Origin of the sequence: Acinetobacter legionensis (assembly GCF_048552295.1) — a bacterium.
Taxonomy (GTDB): Bacteria; Pseudomonadota; Gammaproteobacteria; order Pseudomonadales; family Moraxellaceae; genus Acinetobacter.
In genome coordinates, this window is sequence record NZ_JBIMCW010000002.1 from 169,684 (window position 1) to 183,793 (window position 14,110).

12 protein-coding genes are annotated in these 14,110 nt (G+C 38.1%); 6 read left to right on the forward strand and 6 right to left on the reverse strand.

Translation table 11 applies throughout. The features are described from left to right. Positions 1–6: 6 nt before the first annotated feature. The 3 genes from ACG916_RS02330 to ACG916_RS02340 form a co-directional block, all read right to left on the reverse strand. Positions 7–972: a lipase family alpha/beta hydrolase gene (locus ACG916_RS02330; RefSeq protein ID WP_336952279.1), complete on the reverse strand. Its 966-nt coding sequence runs from the start codon at positions 970–972 to the stop codon at positions 7–9. Positions 973–1,234: 262 nt separating this feature from the next. After that, positions 1,235–2,209 (reverse strand): esterase/lipase family protein, encoded by a 975-nt coding sequence (locus ACG916_RS02335; RefSeq protein WP_419327024.1) that lies wholly within the window; start codon positions 2,207–2,209, stop codon positions 1,235–1,237. A gap of 388 nt (positions 2,210–2,597) precedes the next feature. Beyond that, on the reverse strand, positions 2,598–3,632 hold the full coding sequence (locus ACG916_RS02340) for a lipase secretion chaperone (protein WP_419327025.1): 1,035 nt from the start codon (positions 3,630–3,632) through the stop codon (positions 2,598–2,600). A 138-nt stretch (positions 3,633–3,770) separates the two neighbouring features. On the opposite strand from ACG916_RS02340, the gene truB reads away from it, so the two are divergent. From truB to ACG916_RS02355, 3 genes are all read left to right on the forward strand, one after another. Next, positions 3,771–4,676: a tRNA pseudouridine(55) synthase TruB gene (gene truB, locus ACG916_RS02345; RefSeq protein ID WP_336952276.1), complete on the forward strand. Its 906-nt coding sequence runs from the start codon at positions 3,771–3,773 to the stop codon at positions 4,674–4,676. Positions 4,677–4,786: 110 nt separating this feature from the next. Continuing rightward, positions 4,787–5,554, forward strand: coding sequence for a sulfite exporter TauE/SafE family protein (locus tag ACG916_RS02350; RefSeq protein WP_419327026.1), 768 nt, complete (start codon positions 4,787–4,789; stop codon positions 5,552–5,554). A gap of 152 nt (positions 5,555–5,706) precedes the next feature. Then, the gene (locus ACG916_RS02355; RefSeq protein WP_336952273.1) at positions 5,707–6,168 is read left to right on the forward strand and encodes a hemerythrin domain-containing protein; all 462 of its coding nucleotides are present in this window, start codon (positions 5,707–5,709) and stop codon (positions 6,166–6,168) included. Between the two features lie 390 nt (positions 6,169–6,558). Here ACG916_RS02355 and ACG916_RS02360 read toward each other — a convergent pair whose 3' ends face one another. Continuing rightward, positions 6,559–7,428 carry an EamA family transporter gene (locus tag ACG916_RS02360; protein WP_336952271.1) on the reverse strand — a complete coding sequence of 290 codons (870 nt, stop codon included), beginning with the start codon at positions 7,426–7,428 and terminating at the stop codon, positions 6,559–6,561. Positions 7,429–7,597: 169 nt separating this feature from the next. Here ACG916_RS02360 and ACG916_RS02365 point away from each other — a divergent pair, with 169 nt between their 5' ends. Both ACG916_RS02365 and ACG916_RS02370 read left to right on the forward strand, forming a co-directional pair. Further along, positions 7,598–9,034: a tetratricopeptide repeat protein gene (locus ACG916_RS02365; RefSeq protein WP_336952270.1), complete on the forward strand. Its 1,437-nt coding sequence runs from the start codon at positions 7,598–7,600 to the stop codon at positions 9,032–9,034. 14 nt (positions 9,035–9,048) lie between these two features. After that, positions 9,049–9,768, forward strand: a complete 720-nt coding sequence (locus ACG916_RS02370; protein WP_336952269.1) for a metallophosphoesterase — start codon at positions 9,049–9,051, stop codon at positions 9,766–9,768. A 41-nt stretch (positions 9,769–9,809) separates the two neighbouring features. Here the strand turns inward: ACG916_RS02370 and ACG916_RS02375 are convergent, their stop codons facing one another. Together ACG916_RS02375 and serA are read right to left on the reverse strand one after the other, a co-directional pair. After that, the gene (locus tag ACG916_RS02375) at positions 9,810–10,682 is read right to left on the reverse strand and encodes an EamA family transporter (protein ID WP_336952268.1); all 873 of its coding nucleotides are present in this window, start codon (positions 10,680–10,682) and stop codon (positions 9,810–9,812) included. Between the two features lie 281 nt (positions 10,683–10,963). Then, on the reverse strand, positions 10,964–12,196 hold the full coding sequence (gene serA, locus ACG916_RS02380) for a phosphoglycerate dehydrogenase (protein ID WP_336952267.1): 1,233 nt from the start codon (positions 12,194–12,196) through the stop codon (positions 10,964–10,966). Between the two features lie 373 nt (positions 12,197–12,569). On the opposite strand from serA, the gene ACG916_RS02385 reads away from it, so the two are divergent. Beyond that, positions 12,570–13,979, forward strand: coding sequence for a D-2-hydroxyglutarate dehydrogenase (locus ACG916_RS02385; RefSeq protein ID WP_336952266.1), 1,410 nt, complete (start codon positions 12,570–12,572; stop codon positions 13,977–13,979). Positions 13,980–14,110: the final 131 nt, after the last annotated feature.

A 14,110-nucleotide genomic window follows, 5' to 3' on the forward strand; every position in this document is an offset into this window, starting at 1 on the left:
CTTCTGTTAAAGCCCTTGTAATTTTAGACGATTGGTATGTTCACGGTAGACCTGCACTGGGTCTGGTGAAAAAATTGCACGTAATCCTAAAACTTGATTGACCTCATCTAAGTGGTTCCAGCGGTAATCATCCCGAATAGTTTTACCAAATTTAGCACTACATCGTGAGACTAAACCATCATTATCACGACCAGCGTTAATCAATAGACTTGTACCAAGTAGAGCAGAATCCAAGTCTAGAAGATTTGTAACAGCCGTATTGCCGGTAAATGAGTAAAATTGAATTCCTTTTTCTTGATATGCCCCTTCACCACAAGTTGTGTTACCGACACCCATGGGAAATTTACTGTTAAAGAGTGCAGAACCTTCAATAGTTAAGCTTTTCCCACCCGCCAAGGCATCATGAGGGAGTTCATTGGGATTAAGACCTTGTGCCCAGACAATTGCTTTTGAAAATAAGTTTACGATACTTACCAATGGGCCTTGGATCGGTGTGCCTTCTACGCTTAAGACTAGGTTTGCAACAGGACTGCCTTTCTGTGGAGAGCCAACAGCTGTGACAGAAGCAATTTGATTAGGCATAATACCTGCGACATAGCGGCTGGTTGGACCGCCATGAGAATGTCCGATCAGATTGACTTTTTGACTGCCAGTAATTGCTAGAATCTCTTCCACTTGTTGTGCCAATTGCTCACCACGCACTTCGGTAGAATTAAAAGGAGATACTCGTGTGGCCCACGTATTGGCGCCGTTACGAGCCAAATCTGGTAAAATTTGATACCAGTAGTCTAATCCTAAAACATCGCCAACACGAATAAACCCAGCCATACCATGCACAAATACCACAGGATATTTGGTTTTTGCATACTCAGAATTTACTTTGCTAACAGTCACTTGTTGCGCATTAGATGCATGTGCAGTTGTTAATGTACTCGTCAGAAGTAGACTGGCGATAATACGTCCATATTTCATTTTAAAGCTCCATCTATTTTATTATTTGGGGGTTTTAATACCTCAATCTTAAATTTATTGAGTGTAATATATTAATTTTGATCATGTTTTTTGGGATTGTAACTTTGGTTTCTTCGGTTTTTAAATCTAAGTTCAAATCAGATTCTGGAATTCGAAATTCAATACGATGTTGAGTATCAAAAATGGTTCCAGAATCATTAACTATTCAACTATAAAATAGACTGAATGAACAGTACATTTTATCGCCTCTCATCGGCAATATTTACAAGCCTTGTAATTTCAGACGATTGGCATGTTGACGGTATTGATCAAGCGGGTTTGGCGCAAAAAATAGGCCATGTAGTCCTAAAATTTGATTGACTTCATCCAAGTGAGTTTGTCGGTAATTGTCTCGGATTACTTGCCCATAATGGCTATTACAACGACTAACTAAACCATCATTATCTAAATTTTTATAAGACAACGGTGCCAGCGTAGAGATTACGCCATCAACAACATCCAAAATGTTGGTGAATTGAGCCGTACCCGTCCAAGAATAATGATAAATACCATTGGCTGTCACTTTTTGACCATCGCCACAGTCTTTTGGAATTGCAGCACTTGGATATTTTGCATTGAACTCAGCAGAGCCTTTCTCACTGATACTTTGTAAAGAGTTATTAAGGCTTATAGAAAGGGAAGGATTACCTTCAAGCAGTGTAATCACAGGTGCTAAGATATATTGACCGAGAATTGTGAGAAGCGCATTTACACCTCGATTATTTACAATATCGTCAGCGAACTTAGAGCCTTTAATTGTTCCAGCAACAGCAGTTAAAGAGGCGACTTTTGTTGGTGCAACGATTTCTATATAGCGAATTGTTGGTCCACCATGACTATGCCCAATAAGATTGACCTTGGGCGAGCCAGTCAGTGCGATCACTTCATCGACTTGCTGTAAGAGCTGTTCACCCCGAACTTGTGTCGATTCCAATGGGGAAACTTGAGTCGCATAAACTTTTGCGCCATTACGGGCTAAATCAGGGAGGATCTGATAGAAATAATCTAAGCCAAAGGATGAGGTTCCAAGACGGGTAAAACCGAACATTCCATGATTAAAGACAATGGGGTATTTAGTTTTTGCATAGTCTGAACTAACATAACGTGGGTTTACCGTTTGTAATCCAGACGCAGATGCAGTCATCGAACTGAGTCCAATGATTAAACTTAGGGCGAGAATATTGATGTTAAATTTCATTTTAAAATACTCTTTTTGTTTTAAGTGAATTATTGATCAACAAGTAGTCTATGTTGCAAGCTAAAATTTGCTTACAACCCTTATGATTTCAAGCAATGGGTATGTCATCATTTTCATTATTACCCGAAACCAAAAGTGCGAGTTGCATTAAAGCTTTGTTAATCCCTAACAAATTTCTAGTCTTTGTTAACCCTCCTATGAGATTGTCATAAATATTATTTTCAAATTTATACCATCAAATTTAACAGCATCTTTGATATGTGAAATTCCATAAAATTCTTACGCTTAGATTTAAAATCAAAGACGTAGAATGTGGCATAAACTCAGAATTAAATATTTTTTGTTTCTGCCTTTTTATCATTTTATGGCTGCTTTAAATATTTATAGACTAATTCGCAAAAGGTAGTTTGCCTCCTTGGTCATGCACTGTTTCGAAAGTTTGTAATCTGAGTTGTTCTTGCTGATTTGCAAATTGTTGTGCTTTTAATTGTTCTACAGCACGCTGTTTGGCTGAGTCACTCAGATTACTTTTGAGGATGTTGTCACGCGCAGCAAGGTATTGATTAACTTTGCCTTTCCAATCACTTCTTTGTACATCAAGTGTTTCTAAGCGTTGTGTCGCTTCTGGTCCCACTAGATTGGTGCGCATTTGACGAAGCTCTTCCGCAGAACCACCACGTGCCTTAATCTCCGCTGTCAATTTTCTTAAGTCTTCAAGTTGATTTAGTTGTTTTAAGTTTTCTTTCCAGTCTTCTGGAAGTTGCTCGAAAAGTTCTTTGAGTTTTTGCGCTTTTTCAGCCGTAGATAATTTTTGATTATCCATAATTTCTAGACGGTCTACGGTATATTGGTCATAGGTGTCCTGTGTACCGAATAAGCCTTGAATTTCATAATTTGAGAAGAATTTTTTTCTTAAGTTTTGAGTGTTGACCAAGATCTGCTGATAGTACTTTGCACTTTCTTTATCTGCAGTGGGTGCTGGTAAATCGCCTAATTTACTTCTGTAATCGATATAACGTGTCCATAGATTATTTAATTGCGATAACACAGGCTCTTTATAGCTGATTTTGGTATAACTGAGAAAATCTGCTTTGATTTGCTCAATGGTTTTTTCACCATATTGTGTAATGAAATATTCAAAACAATCTTTGGTCTGCTCATTAACAATTAAACGATTGGAAGCATCAGCGCGGATTTGACAATTGATTTGCGTATCTTGTTGGCTTTTACTGGCAAAGTTCTGTGCTTCAGATGCAGCGAGCTGAGTTGAAGTCAATGGTCCAGTCTGCTGCTGAAGTGCTTTTTCAGATGTTGATGTTGTTTCAGTAGACTCTGTATTTGGTTTTAGCCAAAAAATCACGGCTAAAAGAATGATCAAGAGACTACCAATGATTATCCCAATCATTTTTTTAGATAGATCCATCTAATATTCCTACAATTTTTAGTCTTTTTATTGAAAATAAAATTTGCCATAGAATTCTAAATTTCAAACAGAAAATTTGTAAAAATAGACGAATGGTTTTTGCTAAAATAGCGCATTATTCTCCGTATTCAGACCAATATGTCTTCAAAAGCTCAGAAAATACCGCGTCGCCATATCAGTGGTGTTTTTTTATTGAATAAGCCTTTGGGCATTAGTTCAAATGCCGCGTTACAAAAAGTACGTTGGTTATATCGAGCTCAAAAGGCAGGGCATACAGGAGCGCTTGATCCTTTGGCATCAGGACTGTTACCAATCTGCTTAGGTGAAGCGACTAAATTTTCACATTATTTGTTAGATTCTACCAAGCGCTACCAAACAACCATTCAGTTAGGCCATAGCACGACAACTGGTGATGTAGAAGGCGAAGTTTTACTTGAAAAAGATGTCCCTGAATTAAGCCAAGAAAGTATTCAACAGGTTCTGGCTCAATTTACTGGGGATATTCAACAAGTTCCTCCGATGTATTCAGCCTTAAAAAAACAGGGTCGTCCTTTATATGAGTTGGCTCGTCAGGGAATTGAAATTGAACGTGATGCACGGCCGATTCATATTTTTGCCATTGAGTTGCTTGAGTTTACCCCACACAGCCTGACCCTGGATATTACCTGTTCTAAAGGAACTTATATTCGTGTTTTGGGCGAAGACATTGCCAAAGCACTGGGGACATTTGGTCATTTAACATATTTAAATCGAACTCAAACTGGTCATTTTGATTTGATTCCGGAATATACCATTGAATATCTGGAAAGCCTGACTGAACAAGCGCGTGAAGCTTTGTTGCTACCTGTATATGCACCAATCGATCATTTCCCTAAAGTTCAAGTACCTGAAGGACGTGCGGAATATTTTTGCCGCGGTATGGAAAGCAATATTGAACATGTTGCCTCAACCGAAGTCTTGGTTTTTGATGCTGATAAATGTTTAGGATTGGCAGAAATTACAGATACAAAACGTTTAGTGCCTAAACGTGTTTTAAATCTTTAATTCCGTTTCATCGTTAGAAAATTACTCAGTTTAAATTTAAGCCTGATTAAGCCAAAGTACGGTTAAGTCTCCCAGCGTTAATAGACGCCTTTAAAAGATAAGTGAATGTTATGGAATTTGATATCATCCTCAGTTTGGTGTTCTTTGCCTTTTGTGCAGGGGCAATTGATGCTGCCGTTGGAGGTGGAGGGCTGATTCAAATTCCTGCATTAATGGGGGCTTTACCGCATTATCCTACTGCTACAGTTTTTGGAACCAATAAACTGGCTTCGATTTGTGGAACAGCATCGGCTGCTTTTTCATATTTAAAACAAGTCAAAATTCAGTGGAAACTGTTGGCGGTGATTGGAATCACGGCATTTATTAGCTCATTTGCTGGCGCTGCTTGTGTCTCACTTATCCCCCAAGAAATTTTGCGACCATTTGTATTGTTTATGCTGATTGTGATCGCAATCTATACATTTTTTAAAAAGCAATTTGGACAAGTCCATTTTCAACAAGAAATCACCCATAAAATGTTATTAATCGCGGGTGTGGGTGGCTTATTAATTGGCTTTTATGATGGGATATTTGGACCGGGCACAGGTAGTTTTTTCATCTTCTATTTTATTCGTTATCTGAAAGTTGACTTTTTACATGCGTCGGCGCTTTCAAAAATTGGTAATTTCATGACTAACTTTGCCGCACTGAGTTTCTTTATTCCCACTGGACATGTGTTATTTCAATTGGGTCTACTGATGGCTGTTGCCAATGTATGTGGTTCATTGGTTGGTGTGAAAATGGCGCTGAAATATGGCAGTGGTTTTATTCGAATTTTATTTTTGATTTTGGTCAGCATTTTGATTTGTCGCTTGGCCTATCAAATGTTTATTGCGTAATTTCGCAGATGCTCTCGTTAATTTTTTTGATACAAAAAAGCTTAAATTTTGTCAGGATTTTTTTTGATTAGTCTTCTAATATTGTTGGTTTCTTGATCGAAAATTACAAACCGAAGCAATGGAAGGCAAATATCATAAAAAGAGGGATTTAGATGAATATATTTGAGGCTTTGAGAGAAAGCCATATCATTCAGAAGGATTTGTCAGAACAGTTAGCGCATACCTCAGGCGATAGCCCTGAACGAAGGAAAATTTTTAATTTATTAAAAAATGAACTATTTGCCCATGCGGTTGCGAAAGATCGCTATTTTTATATGCCGTTAATGATGACGGATTCAGGTTTAAATATTACCCGTTTGGCACTTGCTGAACATCATGAGATGGATGAAATATTACAGTCGCTAGAACAAACTGATTTTAGCCACTCACGTTGGTTGGTTTTAGCGAAACGATTATCTGAAATCATCGCGCATCATATTCAACAAGAAGAACATTCTTTTTTTCAAAAAGCCGTAAAAATTTTAGATGAAAATCAAAAATTAATCTTAGCGAAGAAGTATTTATCCGAATATAAAAAGTATAAAGCAAAAGACCTTATCCGCTTGGTGGGCTAAACCTGTTGGTTATCAATTCATTTTTGTACGTTTAAATCATAGATGATTATCCTACCGTGGAGCGACATGGATGTTGCCGTGGGACGGGGGTACAGGATGTATCTCTCGCCCAACATGAGCAAAAACAAAGCAGGGCTTTGTTTGCAGCGCAAGATTTGGTATCCCCTACGAAAAGTGTGGCATTCCAAATTTTTATAATTAAATAATTTATTTCTACATATCATTGATTTAATTTGGAATATTAAGTAATAAGAATTATGCTCTTGTGTCTGAGTTTATTGACAGGTTGGCTATATCATTTATTTACGCTGATCTTCTTTTCTTCCTAAAAACCGCGTAAATATGGTCGGGATTATGTATTACTGGCAGTGTGTTAGCATTGATAATGTTTTAATGAGCATTTGAGCTTTTCGCCGCTCTAAATGTTACTCCTACCGATGCAATCATAATGCAGACTAAAGCAACGGTTTGCCAAGCAGTAATATGTTCATTCAGTAATACCATACCTGAAATTGCGGCAAGAGCTGGAGATAGACTCGATAAAGTACCATAGCTCATTTTGCTTAATTGTTTTAAAGCAAGCAGATCTAAGGCATAAGGAATGGCGGTTGCTAAAAGTGCAATCAGCAAGGCTTTGCCCCAGTACTGTGTTTGTAGTAAGGCATCTGGGTTGTGAACGGCACTGATTGGCAGCATAACCAAGGCAGACAAGACGATTGCAATACTAAGCGCATGCATACCAATATTTTGTCGTACAACTTTTTGCCCGAAATAGATATAACTCGCCCAGCATATGCCCGCACCCAAAGCAAAAGCAGCACCAAGATAGGAAAAATTATGTTGTGTCGCATCTTGCCAAGGCACCATCAGTGTAATACCGATGATGGCAAGAAACACCCAAATATAGTCACCTTTTCGCTTAATCGAAAGTAGTGCCAAAGTTAATGGACCTAAAAACTCTAAACCAACTGCAATGCCTTGAGGTAATTTTCCTAAAGAGGCATAGAACAGCACATTCATCAAACAGACTGAACCACTATAGTAGAGCAGTTCATTCCATCTGAGATAAGGTAAACGTTTTATAATTTTCCAAGAACGGAACATTAAAATAATTAAAATAGAAGCAAAACATAATCTTAAGGTAACCACAGTAATCGGATCTAAAACCTCAAATAACTGTTTTGCAAATGAGGCACTGATCTGATAAGCCACCATAGATAAGACCATGAAAAGCACAGCAGTGAGTTGAGAGTTTGGCATATCTAAGGTGAAGAAAAATATTGCGCAGATTTTAACACTTTCTAGGTTTTATTTAAGTATTTCGAGAATAGATGAATGTTGATTCAACATTTCCCTTTGAGATTCAGCTAACTCATCTGTAAGATGGGGATGATTATACTTGCAATGGCACATGTGTTAGGAATAAAAGATGTCAGGAAATACGAATAAAACTGAAAATTTAGACTTAAATGGAACAGAACATTCACAAGCAGAAGCTTGGTATATCGACGTACTTAAACTAGAACAACAAGGGGTTGCTCAAAATGAGCAAGATGCCCAAGCACGTGTTGATTTGTTGGTCAATGCATCCAATCAGAATTTTGCACCTGCAAGTACCTTGTTAGGGCAGTGGCATGTTTTAGGCCGTTATCTGAATCAAAGTGTTCAGTCTGCCATTCTTTTTTTTCAACATGCAGCAAAGCTTAATCATGCACTTGCCCATTTAGAACTTGCTTATCTAGGGTTGAATAATGCCACCGATCATCTGACAAAAGCACAAGCATTAATTCATTTACAACGGGCGGTTCAACTGAATCACCCAGAAGCGATTTTTGTTTATGCCCAACAGCAATTGTCACAAGATTTACAGTTAGCTTATCAACTACTTTTAGATAATTATTTAAAAAATCAGCATCAAAATAGTTTGAAGTTTTTGGTCGAATTTTCAGGCTTTGATCCAATCAAAGTTCAAAATGAATTATTGAAAATTGCAGAAAAAGATTATTTTGCCTGTGCTTTATTGGCATTTAGTTATTTAAAACAAAACAACCCTGATGTCGCTTTTAAATATGCCAATTTCGCACAAGAAAACAATGATCCATTTGGTTGCTATGTTTGTGCACTTATCGAACAGCAAAGTGCTAAAGTGGATGCCACAGTTGTACAAGAACATTTACTTAAAGCGGCAAAAAATGGACATATTGAATCCGCCTATTTAGCCGCCGTGACGCTGTTAAAAAACTCGGAAAATGCCAAAACTGAGCAAAAGCAAAAAGAATATGCAACGCTGGCTTTTGATTTATTATTACATGCTGCGGTTTCAGGCAATGTTCCAGCTCAATACTCTTTAGCGCAGTGTTTACGTTATGGGATGGGAACTGAGAAAAATCTTGATCAAGGTATTTCTTGGTTAGAACGTGCTGCAATGCAAAACCATCCAGACGCACAGTTTGAATTGTCGATGTTATTACCGTTAGAACATGAACATCATCTCCCATTATTAAATTCAGCTGCAGAGAAAGGGCATGTGCAGGCTATGCTGTGTATGGCGATTTTTGAACAACGTCAAAACAATGCGGATGGTGCACTACTTTGGTTAAATAAAGCCAAAGAACTAAAAGTTCCACGTGCATTCTTTCTGCTGGCGCAAATGTATCAGGAAGGCAAGTGTGTCGAGGTGGATCTAAGCCAAAGTGCAGATTTGTTTAAACAAGCGGCTGATCATGGCGATATCGACTCTTATTTTGAATTATTTAAAATTTATAAAGATGGGATCGGGGTGCGTAAAGATAAAAAAACTGCCAGCAAATATTTGGATTTAGCCAAAAAAAACCAGCATATTGAAGCAGCTTCAATTGAGTTTTAATCAAAGATCAATCTATGTCTGAGTTATCGCAACACAACCTATCTCATGTTGAAACCTATACCCATCACACAGGGCGCTTGTTTGTGGTGGGAGACCTACATGGTTGTTATGATATGTTGATGCAACAGCTTGAACGAATTCAATTTGATTTTCAAAAAGATCTATTGATTGCTGTGGGGGATCTTGTTGATCGAGGTCCTGACAGTTTGCAATGTCTGCAACTGATTACTGAGCCTTGGTTTAAAGCCATTTTAGGTAATCATGAAGAAATGTGCTTACTGTCGCAGATCGATCCAATGATGAAAGATATGCATACGCATCATGGTGGAAAATGGTTTTATGCATTAAGTTCAGAACAGCAACAACAAGTCATAGATCAATTAAACACTTTACCCATACTGTTAGAAGTCATTTATCAAAATAAGAAATATGGTTTTGTGCATGCGGATATTGATGTAAATGATTGGGATGCATTTAAAGTTGCAACACGGTCTAAAAGTAGAGAGTTGGCTTTATGGGGCAGAGGGCGAATTAAAAATAAACGCTTTATGCGTTATTCAACTGTTGTTGGTGTGGAACAGGTTTTTCTAGGGCATACAGTAGTTGATTTTGTCACCAAGAAGCATAATTGCTATTTTTTAGATACAGGTGCTTGTTTTGGAAGTGAATTAACGCTTGTTGAAATAGATCAAAATGTGCCAATAGAAAACCAAGTCTTTGTGCTCAAATCATGAGTTAACACTCATCCATCATTTATTTCAATTTTCGGCATGGTTTATTCTATATCCCGTGCTTTTTGTGCGGTTACGGTGCAACCAATCGATGCACTAATGATAGTGGCTAAGGCTAACCATTGTGTCCATAATAATTGTTCATTTAAGAAAATAAATCCTGAAAATGCTGCAATTGCAGGTTCTAGGCTCATTAACGTGCCAAAGCTTAAAGCAGATAAATTTCTTAATGCAATCATTTCCAATGAAAACGGCAATGCACTTGCTAAGATCGCCAACGCAATAAAATAAATTAAATTTGAAGGTTCAAAAACTTTTAAAGGCATCCCTGAAAATAAGGCAATTGGCATTAAACACAACATACCTACAAACATCCCCAAGCATACGGTATGGTTTCCAGAAACTCCTGAAGGTCGTTGACCTGCAATAATATACAGCGCCCAGCAAGCGCCAGCAGCTAAGGCAAAGGCAATGCCAATAGGATCGAGAGTTTGCTTTGCCTGATCAAATGGAAACAGTAAAACTAGTCCAAGTATCGCAAGTCCGACCCAAATAAAATCGAATTTTTGCCGTGCATGAAATAGAGCCACACTGAGCGGGCCAATAAATTCAAACGCTACGGCGATTCCGAGCGGAATACGATGAATCGATAAGTAAAATAAAGCATTCATTCCTGCAAGGGCAATACCATAACTGATGATGGATGACCATTTCACCTGTTTAAAATTGACCTGCCAAATTTTAAAAATCACGGCTAAAATCAATGAGCCGAGTAATAAACGCATAGCGGAAATGGTTATTACTGGAAATTGATCAAATAATGTTTTTGCTAATGCACCACTACTTTGCATACTGATCATGGCAATGAACAATAAAACTATAGCTTGAAGGTGTGGTGCATTTTTAAAATTTGGCATTCTTTCTAGAATTTAGACTCAGGACTTGGCGGAAAATATCTGCAATAGACTTCTTATTTAAAACAATTTATATGAAAAAGTAATGTAATTTGAAAGCCTATTGAGTTCTAGATAGTACACTGTCTTTGTAGAGTAGAGGGAGAGAAGATGCTAAATAGTTTATTGATCAAATCATTTAACTAACGAAAGAAGTCATTTGAAAGAGAACGACCTCAACCAGATTTATAAGCCCAATAAAAAAACCACAGGCAAATACCTGTGGTTTTCTAGCTTTCGTCGTCTTAGAACAATACGCGAACGCGGATTGTGCCTTCAACTTCCTGAAGTGTATCAAGCGCTTCTTGAGATGCAGTTGCGTCTACATCCATCACCAAGTAACCCACATCACCTTTAGTCATTAATGACTGACCAGAAATGTTGATGCCGTGTTCAGCAAACAGGTTGTTAATTTTAGATAACACGCCTGGCACGTTTTTATGAATGTGCAGTAAACGGTGTTTACCTTCAGTTAATGGAAGTGCGATTTCAGGGAAGTTTACTGCAGATAAAGTCATACCTTTATCTGAATAAGCAACAAATTTTTCAGCAACTTCTAGACCGATGTTAGCTTGCGCTTCCATGGTTGAACCACCAACGTGAGGTGTTAAAATCACATTGTCTAGACCACGAAGTGGAGAAACAAACTCTTCACCATTGGCTTTAGGCTCTTTCGGGAACACATCAACAGCCGCACCAGCAATATGGCCAGATTTAATTGCATCTGCTAAATCTTCAATAACTACACATGTACCACGTGCAGCATTGATGAAGATTGAACCTTCTTTCATTTTCGCAAATTGAGCTTTTGCAAAGAAGTTACGTGTTGAAGGAACATCGGGTACATGCAGTGTAACAACATCTGCATTTGCAAGGAGTTCATCTAAAGAACCGACTTGACGTGCATTACCCATAGGAAGCTTAGTCACTGCATCATAATAAATGACGTGCATACCCATGCTTTCAGCTAAAACTGAAAGTTGAGAGCCAATAGAGCCATAACCCACGATACCTAAAGTTTTACCACGCGTTTCAAATGAACCTACAGCAGACTTGTTCCAACCACCACGGTGAGTTGAAGCAGATTTAGCAGGCACACCACGAAGTAAAAGAATAGATTCTGCAAGAACCAATTCAGCAACTGAACGAGTGTTTGAGTATGGTGCGTTAAATACAGGAATACCACGAATCATGGCTGCATTTAAATTCACTTGGTTTGTTCCAATACAGAAACAACCCACTGCGATCAATTTATTCGCAGCTGCAAAGACTTCTTCAGTTAATTGTGTACGGGAACGAATACCAATGAAGTGTGCATCTTTAACCGCTTCTTGCAACGCTTCACCCTCAAGCGCAGTTTTACGGGAATCGATATTGGTATATCCGGCAGCATTTAACGTGTCGATTGCGTTTTGATGAACGCCTTCTAACAACAAGAAACGAATTTTATCTTTAGGTAGTGAAAGATGTTGGCTCATTACGGCTCCGCTACAAAGGCCAAATTTAGTCGCAATATGATACCATAGACCTTGTTCTATAGATATTTTGATTGTGACAGGACAGTGGATATTTTATCTACGATTTCTGATAAGCATTATTCAAAAATTAAATGAAATGCTAATGCATTGATTTTTATAGTGCTTGCAGCCACTTTATACACAAAGTGTGGATAATGTGAATCAAATCTGTGCTTTATCCTCAGCAGTCATCTAGGTAAAATACTGCTAAAATCAGTAAAATTGACGATTTCAGCTGTAAAAAAATGCTGAAAAATTTTCACAGACTGATTTAAAATCTCGAATGTTATAGTACGACAACCACTTATTTACTTCTTGCTAGGTCCGCAAAACGATGAATGCTCCAGTAACGATAGCACCTGAATTATTGACCCAATTGACGCAAATCGTCGGTGAAAACCGGATTAAAACCGATGCTGACAGCTTAGAAAATTGGGGCAAAGACCATACTAAGCATTTTGATCCTCAGCCATCGGTCATCGTTTTTCCATCGAGCACAGAACAAGTACAAGCTATTGTTCAATTGGCTAATCAATTTAATGTTGCGATTACTCCATCGGGTGGACGTACAGGTTTATCGGCAGGTGCTGTTGCTGCCAATGGTGAAATTGTCGTGAGTTTCGACAAAATGAACCAAATTTTAGAATTTTATCCAGCTGATCGTATGGTGCGTATTCAGGCGGGTGTGGTGACGGAACAGTTGCAGAACTATGCAGAAGAACAAGGGATGTATTATCCCGTTGATTTCGCTTCTGCGGGCTCATCACAATTGGGTGGTAACATTGGAACCAATGCCGGCGGGATTAAAGTCATCAAATATGGCATGACTCGTAATTGGATACTTGGTCTGACTGTGGTGACGGGTAAAGGTGATGTATTGCGTTTAAACAAAGGCATGATTAAAAATGCTACAGGTTATGCAATGCAACATTTATTTATTGGTAGTGAAGGGACTTTAGGTTTAGTGACCGAAGCTGAAATTAAACTTGAACGTCAACCACATGATCTACAAGTGATGGTATTGGGAGTTCCTGATTTTGATGCAATCATGCCAGTATTGCACGCATTTCAAAGCAAAATTGATTTAACTGCTTTTGAGTTCTTTGGTGAACTTGCGATGAAAAAAGTTTTGGATCGTGGTCATGTGCAACGTCCATTTGAAACAGAATGTCCATTCTACGTTTTACTTGAATTCGAAGCACCATATGAGCCGATTATGGATGCTGCGATGGAAATTTTCGAGCATTGTATGGAACAAGGTTGGGTGCTTGATGGGGTGATGAGCCAAAATCTTGAACAAGTTCAAAGCTTATGGCGTTTACGTGAAGATATTTCTGAAACGATTGCACCATTTACCCCATATAAAAATGATATTTCAGTATTGATTACACATGTTCCTGCTTTTATTAAGGAAATTGATACGATTGTCGCTGAAAATTATCCTGATTTCGAAATCTGCTGGTTCGGCCATATTGGGGATGGAAATCTGCACTTAAATATTCTAAAACCTGTGAATTTATCTAAAGATGAATTCTTTGCCAAATGTCAGGTAGTAAATAAGTATGTATTTGAAACTGTGAAGAAATATGACGGTTCAATTTCTGCAGAGCATGGCGTAGGCATGACCAAAAAGCCTTATCTGGATTACACGCGGACTGCTGAAGAAATTGAATATATGAAAGCCTTGAAGAAAGTGTTTGATCCAAATGGCATCATGAACCCAGGTAAGTTATTTGATCTGTAATGATTTAAATAGCTCGCTTGTACAAGCGCTTCGAGAGAAGCGCTTTTTTATTGCCAAACAAAAGATAAAATAAAGTTACATGCTTGTCGCCATTTGTTGCCGAAAATTTGTTATGTTGATTGCGCTTAAAT

Coding starts and splice junctions, on each gene's coding strand:
- ACG916_RS02330 (WP_336952279.1), bottom strand. CDS start 972: ATGAAATATGGACGTATTATCGCCAGTCTACTTCTGACGAGTACATTA.
- ACG916_RS02335 (WP_419327024.1), bottom strand. CDS start 2,209: ATGAAATTTAACATCAATATTCTCGCCCTAAGTTTAATCATTGGACTC.
- ACG916_RS02340 (WP_419327025.1), bottom strand. CDS start 3,632: ATGGATCTATCTAAAAAAATGATTGGGATAATCATTGGTAGTCTCTTG.
- truB (WP_336952276.1), top strand. CDS start 3,771: ATGTCTTCAAAAGCTCAGAAAATACCGCGTCGCCATATCAGTGGTGTT.
- ACG916_RS02350 (WP_419327026.1), top strand. CDS start 4,787: ATGGAATTTGATATCATCCTCAGTTTGGTGTTCTTTGCCTTTTGTGCA.
- ACG916_RS02355 (WP_336952273.1), top strand. CDS start 5,707: ATGAATATATTTGAGGCTTTGAGAGAAAGCCATATCATTCAGAAGGAT.
- ACG916_RS02360 (WP_336952271.1), bottom strand. CDS start 7,428: ATGCCAAACTCTCAACTCACTGCTGTGCTTTTCATGGTCTTATCTATG.
- ACG916_RS02365 (WP_336952270.1), top strand. CDS start 7,598: ATGTCAGGAAATACGAATAAAACTGAAAATTTAGACTTAAATGGAACA.
- ACG916_RS02370 (WP_336952269.1), top strand. CDS start 9,049: ATGTCTGAGTTATCGCAACACAACCTATCTCATGTTGAAACCTATACC.
- ACG916_RS02375 (WP_336952268.1), bottom strand. CDS start 10,682: ATGCCAAATTTTAAAAATGCACCACACCTTCAAGCTATAGTTTTATTG.
- serA (WP_336952267.1), bottom strand. CDS start 12,196: ATGAGCCAACATCTTTCACTACCTAAAGATAAAATTCGTTTCTTGTTG.
- ACG916_RS02385 (WP_336952266.1), top strand. CDS start 12,570: ATGAATGCTCCAGTAACGATAGCACCTGAATTATTGACCCAATTGACG.